Here is a 13,378-nt window from a genome sequence, read left to right as displayed (position 1 = left end):
GTTCCGGGGCCTTTCAGCCATCATGCAAACAGGAATCTGGGATCGCGGTACTTGATCGCGAGCTTCAACAACATGAGACGTGCATGGCATCGCGCGAGCAGCCGTGCGAACGGCCTCTTCTCGAAGACGATCGGCCAGGAGCGCACCAGTGTCTGCACGCGGCCAAGCATGCGATCGGCACTGATGTCGGACCACAGTGCGGTGTCGTGCCCCAGAACGATCGGCATCACGACCACACTTCGACCGCTGTCTGCGTAGTCCAGCATGAAGCGCGTATCAATGCCGTACAGGCTCAACCGCTCATCGAAGCGAGGCTCTTGAAGATAGGCGGATCGAATGACCATGCCACTGGTAATGGCCAGCATTCTGCGGGAACGTTGCTGACCCTGTCGCGGTGAAGCCAGATGCCTTCCCTTGAAGTACCAGAGTTCCCCCGGGCTTACGCACCGACCACTGGACAGCACCACTGGCAGGAACAGGTCCTGCGCAGGATGGGCGTCCAACTGCGACCGCAGCACGGAGAAATAGTCTGCCGGAAGCTGCGAATCCTGATCGAGAATCAGAAAATGGCCCGTCGCAATGCCTGCAGCGACGTTGTTGTAGACCTTCGACAGAGCCAGGTTCTCAGGACACGCCATGTACTTCACCGAAAAGCCGGGGAAGCTCAAGCCATTGAGCGAGGCGGCGCCGAACGACTGCGGGCTGTTGTCCCAGACGACGATCTCACCAACAAAGTCCTCGTTCGACCTGCTGGCCAACTGAAGAGTTTCCAGCGTAAGTGACTGATCGGGTGCAGTACCGTAGAGCACCACCACGATCCGAAGCACGTGACGCTGCGCTGGTGGCTGACTCATTCCCGCTCCGCTTCCGCTACTGCCGTCGCGCGTGCGTTGGATCCTGCTGCAAAGCGCGAGAGCAGCTGCTCATACTGACCAAGAATCTGCTCCCAGGTAAATGCCTCCCGGTGGCGCGATGCCGACGCTGCGGACATCGCCTGTAGCCGGGTCGCGTCACCTTCAAGCTCGTCAAGCAGCGAAGCAAACGAAGCCGCACCATTGAAGTAGCACGCGCCTGGCCCGGCCACCCAGCGATTGAACGGATTGTCGTGGGCAATGACTGGATTGGAGGCACCGAGCGCCTCCACCAGCGACGGATTGGTGCCGCCTACCTGATGCCCATGAACGTAGGCACTGCTGAAGTAACGCAGCGCCTGGACGACCTTCTTGTCGTAGATCGGCCCCAGGAACACCACGCCCTCTCCGGCCGCCTCGAGCACCTTCCGGTGATAGTCGTTGTCGCGGTCATACTTGCCGAGAACTGCTAGCTTTCTGCGCCGCGGCTGCCGTGAGAAACCCTGGACGATCTCCAGCAGCGAGTTCTCCGGCTCTGCGCGCGCAATCACGGTGTAATAGTCGTTCGGAGTGAGCCCAAGCTCCTCAACGATTGATGCATCCGCCGAATGGATCGCTTCACCTCCGTAGGCGATGGTGGTGATCTTGCTGCGCCTGACGCGGGTGGAAAGGTGATCCTTGATGCGCGGATGATCTGCGACCAGGTGATCGCCAATCCAGCAACCGAAACGTTCGTTGAGCCAGAACCAGGTCTTTGCGATTCGCCCCCACTTTGCGCGGGCCCACTCGATGCCATCCATATTGATGACATTGACGACTCTGCACAGACGAAGCATCGCAGAGAAAACCGCCGTATTGTAGCCAAGCGTCAAGCACAGCCCGCCGCGCCTGGCCGCATCAACATTCGCCTTCCAGTCAAAGATGATGGTACCTGCCGGCCCAGCGGTGGAGACAGGAATATGGACTCGCTGCACGCCGTTCCATTCGTCACGCCAGACACCCCCGGTGCCGTCGACCTGGCAGTACACCACCACCTCCCAGCCGCTCGACACCAGATACAGGGCGAGATGCTCGGCGAACGTCTCAAACCCACCATGGGCCGCCGGAACGCCGCGAATACCCAGAATCCTCAACACGCGCTTGCTCACACACCACCTCGTTCCAGTTGACCTGCATCCTGCATCGCCGAACCCGGCATCGCTGCTGCTTGAACCATCTGTCCATCCGGCGTGCGGTGATGGGTGGCATCAGAAGCAGCGAATGCCCTTCCATAGGCACCCACAAACAGCGACAGGAGCAGGAACAACTGCAGCGTGTCCATTACTCCGGTGGCCACGGTGAACAAGGCGTAGCCCAGCACGAGCCCGGTGAACATTCGACGCGAACTCACCGTCGGCAAAAGTCGTCCCACGCCTCGAAGCACAGCAAGCAACAAGCCGATGTAGCCGATGAAGCCCAGCAACCCCTGGTTGATCAGCAGTGTAAAAACAACGCTTTCGGCATCGTAGAGATCGGCCGCTGCGCCGCCGGCCACCAGTTCGCGAGTCGCGTCCAGACCCAGGCCCCAGATGGGGGACTGCCAGAAGTAGGAGAGCGAGACGGCGAACTGCCCAGCCCGCATGGCGAGGTCAGAACCGTTCTGCTCGGCACCTACAGAGGCATCGAAGATATTGACCACGGAAAGGACTTTCTCAAGGAACACATTCGACGTTGCCAATGCGATCACGAACGCCATGCCGCCCAGCAGCGAGTACTTCAGCGACCTGACGATGCCTACCGATACACCGAACACCAGCAGGGCAAAGAAATAGAGCATCAGTGGGCTGCGTGAGTTGGTGAAAAGCATCGAAATGATGATGCACCCTGAGACAGCAGCCATTGCCATCATGTCGCGCATCCGCACCTGGCCACACAGGCGGGCGACGTAGTACGTCAGAAGCATGATCGCGACCAGCGCGCCATAGGTGATCGGATGCGATGTGGTTCCCTGCGCGCGCATGCCCCGCAGTGTGTCGGCATACGTTCTTGCCATCACGCGGCCGGTCTGGGTCGTCGAATTGATGAAGTCGATATAGGGGTTCCAGTTCACCAGATAGGCCGCGATGGCATACACCGACAGCAGACTGAAGAACACCACGTAGACCCTGAGCAGGCGCTTGGCTTCTGCCAGGCCCAATCCGCCGGCAAAGTGACTGAAGGCCAGGACCGGAACACCCACTTCCAGGCACAGCGCAATCCAGGTAAGCAGCCCGGCGGAGGCGCTGCCTATGTTCATCAAGACCGAAACGGCCGCCACGCCCAGGAACAACATCAAACCACTGAAGAATGGCCCCTTCCTGACCGAGCCCTTGCGCGCAAGCGCCAGCGTCATCAGATACATGACCAGTACCATCGCCATCAGAAAGCGATAGAGACTGAGCACCGGAATGCCGGGCACATCGACCAGCAGCAGCGCCTTGGGCGTGAGCATCATCCAGGCCGGCATGAGGAGCACGGCTTTTCGAAAGTAGAGGATGATCAGCAACGCGCCGATGCATACCAACAGGAAGATCATGCGAATGCCGCCATGCCAGATGCGGAGCTACCGACCGCTGTCCGAACGGTAGCTCCGGCGGTTCCGTTGCAATGCCCTAGTTGGGAGTCAATCATGTCGTAGATCCAGATGAAGCAAACACCAATCGTGAAATCCGCTCTGCGTAGTTCTCCACCGAGAAGCGCGAGGAGAACGCGTCGAAGGCACGCCTGCCGAGTGCCAGGTGGCCAGGTGAAAGGGCATGGGGAAGGTCCTCGATCGTCTGTGCAAGCGCGACCTGACTGGCAGGTTCGAACAGGAATCCATCCTGTCCATGCTGCACAATTTCGGTCAGGCCCCCATGCGCGGCCGCAATCACCGGCTTACCATACGAGAACCCCTCGATTGCCACCCGCCCGAACGGCTCGGGACTGGTGGAGGGAACGACCACGTAATGGCACCAGCGATAGTGCTCCGAGGGGTCCTCGCAGAAGCCGAAGAACTCGCAGGTCACGCCATCTGGCAGCGAACGGGCGATGTGATGGAGCTCTTCCACCAGATGTACCTGCGCATCGATCGCCGACCCGACGATTCTCAGCCGGATGCGCCTCTGACTGCGCAGCAAGGCCTGGAGAAGGAACTTCTGTCCCTTCCAGGCATTGATGCGGCCGATCATCAGCAACCGTACCCCATCATCCCCGCCAAGCTCCTGCGTGCATGCCGCAGGACCAGGAACGCCGTTGTAGACGACAGTGCCGGGCAGGCCAATGGCAAGCCGGGTTGCCTGCGAGTTGTACACGACCTCCACACCAGACAGCCTGATCAACACGCGAAAGAAGGCAAGCTCCTTGCGCCCGGGGATTTCCCGGACATGCAGAATTCGGCGTGCGCGGCGCGTGGACAGCGCGCATGCCAGCAGGGCAGACGCACAGACCAGGGTGTTCACATAGATCACATCGGCGCCACGGAAGCGATGCAGAAGGCGCCGGGTAGCAGCCAGCAGCCCCGCAGCGAACGTGAGAGGCCTGCGCAGCAGGCTTCTTCTCAGGTAACCTTCGGATTCGAAGTGCACCGAGCCACCGGCCTCTGAAATACGAGCCGCCAATGGCCCATGCTCGGGAAGAATGACTTCAACCTCCGCAGGCGTCGGCGCGTGTTGGACAATCGCCTCGACGGCGGCCAGGAAGCTCCGGTCAGAGCCGTACAACTCGGCACTCTGGTGTACGCAGACAATCTTCATGAGTGTGGTCCAGGAACGTCCATGTAGTGAGATCGCATCGGCAGGAACATGCTGCCCGCTAGGCCGCCTTCGTGGCGCGCCTGAAGACACTCAATGCGGAGAGCGCCCGTCGCCGCCACTCCCGGGAGAATGCAAGCGCCAGAACTACGTACCATGCTGCCGATGCCATGATGGCGAGCGTCAGCGAGACCGCGTCCTGCGCGAAATCTCCGTACCGCATGTACAGTTCGAGCGTGCCTCCCATGATCAGCGCCGCAATGAGTGGTGGGATCATCGGCTGAGTCACCTCAGACGGGCGGGCCCCCAGCACCCGCGCGCAGACCAGCATGACGGGAATGAAGTTGAGCAGGTTGGCCAGCAGATACAGTGCGGCCATCACCACGACGCCGTGCGTGATGCCCAACGCGAAGGCGCCTACCTGCAGCATTGCGCCGATCACTCCAAGGTGAAGCAGTGTCCTGGTGCGACGCGCGGCCATCAGAACCACACCGGTGACGCTCATGACCGACTGCAGCAGGGCGGTGGGAGCGAACCAGGCAAGCAGCTGCACCGCCAGATTCCAGCCTTCGCCAAAAGCCAACCTGATGAACGGCTCGCGTAGTACGTACAACCCGACCATCATGGGAGCGACGACCAGAGTGATTCCGCCTACCGCGATCTGATAGACCTCAACCCTGCCCCTGCGATCTGACTGGAGACGCGAAAGGACCGGAAGAAGCGATCGCGAGACCACCAGCGTGATGCTCTGCAACGGGAAAAGCATCAGCCTATAGGCCAGCGAGTAGTTTCCCAGCACGGTCGAGGAATAGAAGCGCCCGACAAGGATGCTGTCCAGATTGCGCGACAAGTAGTTGACCAGATTGAAGCCGAGCACGCCCGAGCCGAACTCGGCCAACCCGCGGTACCCGAGCCCGCGCGAGGCAGTCGGCCGCCATTCCGAGGCAAGCCAAAGCTGGACACTGGTTGCAATCGAAACGAACGCGAGCTGGACAACGAGACTCCAGGCACCTGCACCCGCCAGCGCGGACACTAGTCCGAGCGCCCCACCCACTAGGTTGCTGCTTCCTTCGATGCGGGCAATCGTGCGGAAATGCCCTGCTCGCTCAAGCAAGGCCTGGTGGACGATTCCACAGCCCGCAATGGGAAAGCTCAGTGACAGCACCGCGAGCAATGGCGCCAGCCCTGGGGCAGAGAAGTACGTAGCGAGCGGAACGGCTGCGAGCAGCACCAGCAGGCACACCAGGCTCCCGGCAACGAGCGAGACGCGGAAGGCCGCGTCAATGTCGCCATTGCCAAGATCCTGCTTCTGGATGATCGCCGCGCCCAGACCCATGTCACGGAACATCAGCGAAAAATTGACCACCACCGTTGCCATCGCCACAACGCCGTACTCGCCCGGCTCAAGCAGCCGCGCGAGCATGAAGACGACAACGAACTGTGCGCAGAGCTTGGAGATCTGCGCCAGTGATGTCCACTTCAGATTGTGACCAAGCTTCATGGAAAGATCGTTCGGGGCGTGTTCGGTTATGCCCTCCTGCCAATTGCAGATCATGGGCTCGAGGCGCGTCCAGGCACCTGCCGTTCCGGCAGTTACTCGGTCGACTTGTACTCGTAGTAACCGTAGCTGTAGTAGCCGGTTGCGCGCTTCTGTACCGCATTGAAGATCGCACCACGGATGACCGCGCCGTTCTGCTCGAACCGCTTCCTGGCCAGTGCGATTTCCTTCTGCTGGTTCAGACCGAATCGGGCCACCAGCAGCGACGTTCCCGCCTGGGCGGCGAGGATGGCTGCGTCGGTGACAGCCAGGATCGGCGGCGTATCCACGATGACCAGGTCATAGCGGGAGGAGACTTCCTCCAGCAGTCGCGTCATGTTCGGATGCATCAGCAACTCGGACGGATTGGGTGGAACCTCACCGCGGGCGATGAAATCCAGACCATCGACAGGACCAAAGGAGCGGATGGCATCGCTGATCTGTGCCGCACCGACGATTACCTCGGACAGGCCTGGCGTCTGAGTGACGCCGAAGGCCCTGTGCATGGTGCCCTTGCGCATGTCGGCATCGATAATCAGTACGCGCTGACCGGACTGGGCAACGACCGTGGCCAAGTTCGTAGAAACGAACGTCTTGCCGGCGTTCGGGCTCGCGCCTGAGATCAGTACGATGTTGTTCTTGGCTTCCAATCGCGCGAAGTGGAGACTCGTCCGCAGGCTGCGCAGCGCTTCGATGGCCAGATCCGCAGGATCCTTTACGGCCAGTAGGTGCAGATTGCCATCCTGCCGGAACTTGCCACGGACAGAGTCCTTGGCCTGGTTCTCGCTCGCGGGGATGGAGGCGTACACCGGGATGCCCAGTTCCTCGATCAGGCCTGGATCCTCGATGCCACGGTTAATCATCTGGCGCAACAGAATCGCAAGCACAGCCAGCAGGAAACCAGCGCATGCGCCGATCAACGCGATTACCTTCCTCTTCGGCTTGACGGGCGTGCTGTCATCAACACGTGCAGCATCCACGATGCGTACATTGCCAACCGTGCCCGCCCGCGCCACATCCAGCTGCTGGGCCTGGCTCAACATGACGGTGTACATCTCGTTTGCAACCGTAAGATCTCTGGTCAGTCGCAACAGCTCCTGCTGTGCCTTGGGAAGCTGTTTCACTTCACCTTGGAAGCCGTTCTTCCTGGCCTCAAGGTCACCGATCTGACGCATCAGCGCCTGATAGGCCGGATGGTCACGGGTAAACTTGCGATCCATCTCTGCCTGCTGCAGCCGCAACTGCTGGATACTGGTCTCAACGGCCACCCCCTGATCAAGAAGACCCTTCGTCTGCAGAGAGAGGTCCACCGAGTTCTCGCGCATCTGGAACTCGCTCAACGCCTTCTGCGAAGTTTCCACCTGCATCCGGATGCCGGGCAATTGCTCCTTCACGAAGCTCAGCTGGGCCGATGCCTCGGCAGAATTCCGCTCTACGTTCTGGCGAACATAGGCTAGCGCAACCTGATGCAGGAATGCCTCCGCCGCCACAGGGTCGCGATTCTCGTAGAAGAGGCCCAGGATGCCCGAATCCTTGCCGATCTCGGCAACACCGATTCGCTCCTGCAACTCATTGATGACGGCCAGCTGGCGCCGCTTCATCACCGTGAAACGCATTCCCGGGTTAGCGCGCAGTGCGGCGACCTCCAGAGTCACTCCCCTTGCTTTTGCAGGCTGTCCCAGCTGACCGCCAAGGATCTTCTCACCGTCTGGGCCCAGCAGCTCGAACGCACCTTTTTCGCCGGCGACCAACGTCAGCGCTTCTTCAACCAGTCCGCGTGGCACGTCAAGACGGTGAATCTGAAGAGTATCCCCACCCCAACCATAACGGCTCAGCCCAAGAATCGGCGACGCCAGGCCAGCAGGATCGACCGCCTCGGCGCGACGTGCGAGAAATCCACCAATCAACGGAAAACGCTTCGGAGCAATCTCGATATCCAGCTTCAGCGCATCGACGGCACTGCCGACAACCGCCCGTGACTTGATCAAGGCGATTTCAGTAGTGGCCTCGCCGGATCCGGATCCGAGTCCCAGGGATTTGCTCAGATCGGTCAAACCTGGAATCGACGGCATCTTCGATTCCACCTGGATCACCGCGTCAGCCCGATAGATCGGAGCAGCAAGCAGGGCGTAGGCTGCGGCCACCGCAAAGAACAGCAGCGTGCTTGCCAGAATCCACCAGCGATGATCGAGAAGTGTTCCCAGAAGCTGTCGCAGATCGAGCTCGTCGCTTCCGTCTTCCTGGGTGGTGCGGGAATTGGTTTTCATTCTTTCTATTCAGTTATGCGATTTGCCGGACGGCGACACATACAGGTGCGGGCAGCAATCAAAGATGACGCGCCCAGCTCTCCACACCCTCGGCCATCAACTTGTAGACATGCTCAAACGCCGGGCGTTGCTGGCGGTACGGATCGGGAATCTCCCGATCCTGCTGCCACTTGCCCAGCAGGAAGGTTTTCCCGGACGCCTGCGGCGCGATCTCGGCGATGCGGCGCACGTGCTTGCGCTCCATGGTCAGCACCAGATCAGCGGCCCCCAGGATGGCGTCATCGATCTGGCGCGCGCGATGAGCCAGGCCATCCATGCCCTGCTCAACCAGCAGCTCCTGCGCCGTGGCATCAATGCCATGCCCAACCAGCGCGCCGAGACCAGCGGAGGACACCTGGATCCCCTTGCCCTTGACCGCCTGACGCAGCATCACTTCTGCGGAGGGGCTGCGACAGATGTTGCCGACACATACAAATAGAACGTTCTTGAACACTGATCTGGATCCTGTGGCATTCCTTGCGGCGCACGCGACCAGAACATCCGGAGTCGGCGGCAGCCGCACAGCATACCTTACAAACGCATTACAGGCGATGAAATCACCAACAGATTCATGGGATTACGTCGCAGTTTCAGAAATCGACCATCCTAGTACGCCGACTTCTGCCCCAGCACCTTCAACGCCGTCAGCACGATGATCCGCACGTCCAGCGTCGGGCTCCAGCGTCGGATGTAGTCGATGTCGTACTGGACGCGCTTCTTCATCGAGCGCAGCTCCGGGGTCTCGCCGCGCAACCCGTGCACCTGCGCCCAGCCAGTAATCCCCGGCTTGACGTAGTGGCGGTGCATGTAGCGTTCGATCACCCGCTCGTAGTGATTGTTGTGCTGGATCGCGTGCGGCCGCGGCCCCACCACCGACATGTTCCCACCCAGGACATTGAAGAACTGCGGCAGTTCATCCAGGCTGCTGCGACGCAGGAAGGCGCCAAACCGGGTGACGCGTGGATCACCGCGCGTTGCCTGGGTGATCTGCCCCTCCCCCTCCGCGTGCACACGCATGGAGCGGAACTTGAGCATCCAGAACTCTTTACCGCCAAGGCCATGACGCTTCTGGCGGAACAACACCGGCCCCGGCGAACTCAGCTTCACGCCGATGGCCAGCACGGCAAACAACGGCGCCAGCAGGATCACCGCCGCACCCGCGACGACAATGTCCTCGACCCGCTTGAACACGCGGAACCGATGATCCACCAAGCCTTGACGTACGCCGATCATCGGCACATCACCCACTTGGTGCAGACCGGGGTTGAGCGCCCCCAGGCCCGTGGTATCAGGGATCAGACGCACAGGCACCGGAAATCGCTCGATCTGCTTGAGCATGTCCCTGACCGCGGCGGCATCCCCCATCGGCATCGACACCCAGACCTGATCGAATTCGCCGCGGTGCTGATCCATGTACTGCGGAACCTCAGCCAGCAAGCCCAGTCGGCGCGGCGCATCACCGCCACGGCGGGTGGCGATATCGCCTGCACCGGCGAAGTAGCCAATGACTTCCTTGCCCAGCTCCGGCTTGCCACGCAGCAGGCGGTGCAGTTTCAGGGCCGGGGCGCGAAGTCCGACCAGCAGGACCCGCTCGCGGTCCATCCCACGCGAGCGCAGCCGATGCAACTGCACCCTCAGCAGCACACGCAGCGCCGCCATCGATCCCAGGCCAAAGGCATACCAGCCAATCAGCCACGTCGACGGCACCACATCGGCAAGCCCGACCAGGACGACGTAGAGCGAGAACAACGCAAAGGTGGCAGACCACGCCAACAACAGCAGCCAGAGGTCGGCCAGCAACCCGCGCATCCGCCAGTTCCGATACAGCGGCGCGACAGAGAAGCAGACGATGGCGCTGAGAATCACCGCACCGAACACGATTCGCTGGGAGGAATCCGGCACTGCCGCGCCATACAGAACGATGTGGGAGAGCACCGCCATACCCGGCAGCAGCAGCAGATCGCCCAGCCGCAACCCCAACTCCAGAGCAGCCCGGGCTTCGACGCGGCGGCGGCCTACCCGATTCCGCTCTGCGGAAAGATCTTCTACTGATCCATGTAGCAACGCACTTCTCCATTCTCGGCTCGGCGGGACGCGGAATTGCCATGCATCCACGTGCATGGACTCCCCAGCCAGCACGGAATCATCGAGGTTGTGTCAATCAAATGTGGACGAATTGTGAATGAAGATTGAGCCAAAAGATAGAAATTTCGACAGAGTGCGCGCCCACCCAATCACCCCAAAATAGCACTAACGTGCTGAAATGATTAATGAATTTTCATTTGTCAATTTGAATCAACATGCGTCATTTCGCGTCAATAAAGGAACGCGATTGCGCGCCTCATGTCGGTCCGCTGGCGCCGGGGGGCCACCCCGCACCGCACCAAAGCCCAACCACCACCCTCTGCTACCATCGGCGGTTCTGTTCATCGCGTCCCCCACCTGCCCGCGATGGCGCCAAACAACGTAACGAAACACAGGAGTCTGCATGTCTTCCGAGCTGCTCAAGTCCCTTGGCCTGGACGCGATCAACGCTGGCACGTACCTGGGCAACGGGGAGTGGTCGAGCGCGACCAGTGGTGAGCTGATCACCCCGGTCAACCCGACCACCGGCGAGCCGATCGCACAGGTCCGCGCGACCACCGAGGCCGAGTACGAGACCGTCGTCGCCCGCGCGCAGGAAGCCTTCAAGGTCTGGCGCACCACGCCTGCCCCGCGCCGCGGTGAGGCCGTGCGCCTGTGCGGCGAAGCGCTGCGCAGGCACAAGGATGCGCTGGGTTCGCTGGTCGCCCTGGAAATGGGCAAGAGCAAGCCGGAAGGCGACGGCGAAGTGCAGGAGATGATCGACATCGCCGATTTCGCCGTGGGCCAGAGCCGCATGCTGTACGGCTACACCATGCATTCCGAGCGCCCCGGCCACCGCATGTACGAGCAGTACCACCCGCTGGGCCTGGTCGGCATCATCTCGGCCTTCAACTTCCCGGTGGCGGTGTGGAGCTGGAACTCGTTCCTGGCGGCCATCTGTGGCGACGTGTGCATCTGGAAGCCGTCCAACAAGACGCCGCTGACCGCCATCGCCTCGCTGAAGATCTGCAACGAGGCCCTGCGCGAAGCCGGTTTCCCGGACATCTTCTTCCTCATCAACGATGCCGGCACCGCGCTGTCGGAGAAGATGGTCGATGACCGTCGCGTGCCGCTGATCAGCTTCACCGGCTCGACCCAGGTCGGCCGCACCGTCAACGAGAAGGTTGCGCGCCGCCTTGGCCGCTGCCTGCTGGAACTGGGCGGCAACAACGCCATCATCCTGGACGAAACCGCCGACCTGAAGCTGGCCGTGCCGGGCATCGTGTTCGGTGCGGTCGGCACCGCCGGCCAGCGCTGCACCACCACCCGCCGCCTGATCGTGCACCGCTCGATCTACGCCGACGTACTGGCCACCCTGGTCAAGGCTTACAAGCAGGTGGAAGGCAAGATCGGCGACCCGACCGATGCCGCCAACCTGATGGGCCCGCTGAACAGCGAAGGCGCCGTACAGCAGTTCCTCGATGCCATCGCCCAGGCCAAGGCCGCCGGCGGCACCATCGAAACCGGCGGCACCCGCATCGATCGACCGGGTAACTTCGTACTGCCCGCCATCGTCTCCGGTCTGAAGAACAGCGACGCCGTGGTCCAGCACGAGACCTTCGCGCCGATCCTGTACGTGATGCCGTACGACACCCTCGACGAAGCCATCGAGATGCAGAACGGCGTGCCGCAGGGCCTGTCGTCCTCGATCTTCACCCAGAACCTGAAGACCGCCGAGAAGTTCCTGTCGGCGGCCGGCAGCGACTGCGGCATCGCCAACATCAACATCGGCACGTCCGGTGCGGAGATCGGCGGTGCCTTCGGTGGCGAGAAGGACACCGGCGGTGGCCGCGAGTCCGGTTCGGATGCGTGGAAGGTCTACATGCGCCGCCAGACCAACACCATCAACTATTCGGACTCGCTGCCGCTGGCCCAGGGCATCAAGTTCGACCTGTAACGCAATCTGTAGTGCGGGGCCATGCCCGGCAGGATGCGCCATGAACACCGCAGGAAATGCAGCCGAGCATGGCTCGGCGCTACAGGGTGGCAAGCCGGTGATTGATTTCACCGGCCGCCGCGTGCTCATCGCCGGCGGCAGCAAGGGCATCGGCCGTGAAATGGCGCTGGCATTTGCCGGCGCCGGTGCGCAGGTCTCGGCCTGCGCCCGCGGCCAGGCCGGCCTGGATGCCCTGCGTGCCGATGCACGGGCGCAGGGCTTCGAACTGCACGCGTTCTCTACCGATCTGGCCGATCCCGGCCAGATCCAGGCCTGGCTGCAGGCCGCCGCCGATGCCCTCGGCGGTATCGATGTACTGGTCAACAACGCCACCGGCTATGGCATGGCCGATGACGAGGACGGCTGGGCCGCCAGCCTGCAGATCGACCTGATGGCGGCGGTACGGGCCTCGCGCCTGGCACTGCCGTGGCTGCGCGCATCCAGCGATGCCTGCATCCTCAACCTGTCCTCGATCGCCGCCCAGCAGCCGCGTCCCGGTGGCGCGCCCTACGCTGCCGCCAAGGCCGCGCTGTCGCACTACACCACCTCGCAGGCACTGGCGCTGGCCAAGGACCGGATCCGGGTCAATGCCATCGCCCCGGGCTCGATCGAGTTCGATGACGGCCTGTGGGATCGCCGCCGCACCGAAGATCCCGCCCTGTACCACGGCACCCTGGCGAAGATCCCGTTCGGCCGCTTCGGCCACCCGCGCGAGATCGCCGACGCTGCCCTGTTCCTGTGCTCGCCGCTGGCGCGCTGGATCACCGGTCATGTGCTCAACGTGGATGGCGGCCAGGTGTTGATGGGCTGAATCTGTAGAGACGAGCCCATGCTCGGCTTGCGCGCAAGACGCGGTCGATCCCGCATCAGCCCAA

Annotated in this window: 10 protein-coding genes; 2 read left to right on the top strand and 8 right to left on the bottom strand. The window is 61.9% G+C overall.

Annotation, left to right across the window (positions count from 1 at the left end; genetic code table 11):
* Positions 1-20: 20 nt before the first annotated feature.
* From AC5P9W_RS13485 to AC5P9W_RS13450, 8 genes are all read right to left on the bottom strand, one after another.
* Positions 21-854: a glycosyltransferase family protein gene (locus AC5P9W_RS13485; RefSeq protein ID WP_152525791.1), complete on the bottom strand. Its 834-nt coding sequence runs from the start codon at positions 852-854 to the stop codon at positions 21-23.
* A complete protein-coding gene (locus tag AC5P9W_RS13480) occupies positions 851-1,999 on the bottom strand; it encodes a DUF1972 domain-containing protein (protein WP_021202858.1) in 1,149 nt (382 codons plus the stop codon). The genes AC5P9W_RS13485 and AC5P9W_RS13480 overlap by 4 nt, the downstream gene beginning before the upstream one ends.
* Positions 1,996-3,405: an O-antigen ligase family protein gene (locus AC5P9W_RS13475; protein ID WP_021202859.1), complete on the bottom strand. Its 1,410-nt coding sequence runs from the start codon at positions 3,403-3,405 to the stop codon at positions 1,996-1,998. The genes AC5P9W_RS13480 and AC5P9W_RS13475 overlap by 4 nt, the downstream gene beginning before the upstream one ends.
* A gap of 91 nt (positions 3,406-3,496) precedes the next feature.
* Positions 3,497-4,603: a glycosyltransferase family 4 protein gene (locus AC5P9W_RS13470; protein WP_021202860.1), complete on the bottom strand. Its 1,107-nt coding sequence runs from the start codon at positions 4,601-4,603 to the stop codon at positions 3,497-3,499.
* A gap of 58 nt (positions 4,604-4,661) precedes the next feature.
* On the bottom strand, positions 4,662-6,101 hold the full coding sequence (locus AC5P9W_RS13465) for a lipopolysaccharide biosynthesis protein (protein ID WP_193743836.1): 1,440 nt from the start codon (positions 6,099-6,101) through the stop codon (positions 4,662-4,664).
* A 92-nt stretch (positions 6,102-6,193) separates the two neighbouring features.
* The gene (locus AC5P9W_RS13460) at positions 6,194-8,404 is read right to left on the bottom strand and encodes a polysaccharide biosynthesis tyrosine autokinase (protein WP_021202862.1); all 2,211 of its coding nucleotides are present in this window, start codon (positions 8,402-8,404) and stop codon (positions 6,194-6,196) included.
* 58 nt (positions 8,405-8,462) lie between these two features.
* Positions 8,463-8,897, bottom strand: a complete 435-nt coding sequence (locus AC5P9W_RS13455) for a low molecular weight protein-tyrosine-phosphatase (RefSeq protein WP_031269871.1) — start codon at positions 8,895-8,897, stop codon at positions 8,463-8,465.
* A 152-nt stretch (positions 8,898-9,049) separates the two neighbouring features.
* On the bottom strand, positions 9,050-10,417 hold the full coding sequence (locus AC5P9W_RS13450) for an undecaprenyl-phosphate glucose phosphotransferase (protein ID WP_021202864.1): 1,368 nt from the start codon (positions 10,415-10,417) through the stop codon (positions 9,050-9,052).
* Positions 10,418-10,931: 514 nt separating this feature from the next.
* Between AC5P9W_RS13450 and amaB the strand changes: the two genes are divergently transcribed.
* On the top strand, positions 10,932-12,464 hold the full coding sequence (amaB, locus tag AC5P9W_RS13445; protein WP_019661365.1) for an L-piperidine-6-carboxylate dehydrogenase: 1,533 nt from the start codon (positions 10,932-10,934) through the stop codon (positions 12,462-12,464).
* A gap of 40 nt (positions 12,465-12,504) precedes the next feature.
* The gene (locus AC5P9W_RS13440) at positions 12,505-13,314 is read left to right on the top strand and encodes an SDR family NAD(P)-dependent oxidoreductase (protein WP_134735664.1); all 810 of its coding nucleotides are present in this window, start codon (positions 12,505-12,507) and stop codon (positions 13,312-13,314) included.
* Positions 13,315-13,378 lie beyond the last annotated feature (64 nt).

Source organism: Stenotrophomonas sp. YJH_SMC_33, from assembly GCF_059372295.1.
This window is presented reverse-complemented; position numbering and strand designations above follow the sequence as displayed.

Bases quoted from the DNA above. Each gene is read 5' to 3' on its own strand.
- AC5P9W_RS13485 (WP_152525791.1), bottom strand. From the start codon at position 854: ATGAGTCAGCCACCAGCGCAGCGTCACGTGCTTCGGATCGTGGTGGTG.
- AC5P9W_RS13475 (WP_021202859.1), bottom strand. From the start codon at position 3,405: ATGATCTTCCTGTTGGTATGCATCGGCGCGTTGCTGATCATCCTCTAC.
- AC5P9W_RS13470 (WP_021202860.1), bottom strand. From the start codon at position 4,603: ATGAAGATTGTCTGCGTACACCAGAGTGCCGAGTTGTACGGCTCTGAC.
- AC5P9W_RS13465 (WP_193743836.1), bottom strand. From the start codon at position 6,101: ATGAAGCTTGGTCACAATCTGAAGTGGACATCACTGGCGCAGATCTCC.
- AC5P9W_RS13460 (WP_021202862.1), bottom strand. From the start codon at position 8,404: ATGAAAACCAATTCCCGCACCACCCAGGAAGACGGAAGCGACGAGCTC.
- amaB (WP_019661365.1), top strand. From the start codon at position 10,932: ATGTCTTCCGAGCTGCTCAAGTCCCTTGGCCTGGACGCGATCAACGCT.
- AC5P9W_RS13440 (WP_134735664.1), top strand. From the start codon at position 12,505: ATGAACACCGCAGGAAATGCAGCCGAGCATGGCTCGGCGCTACAGGGT.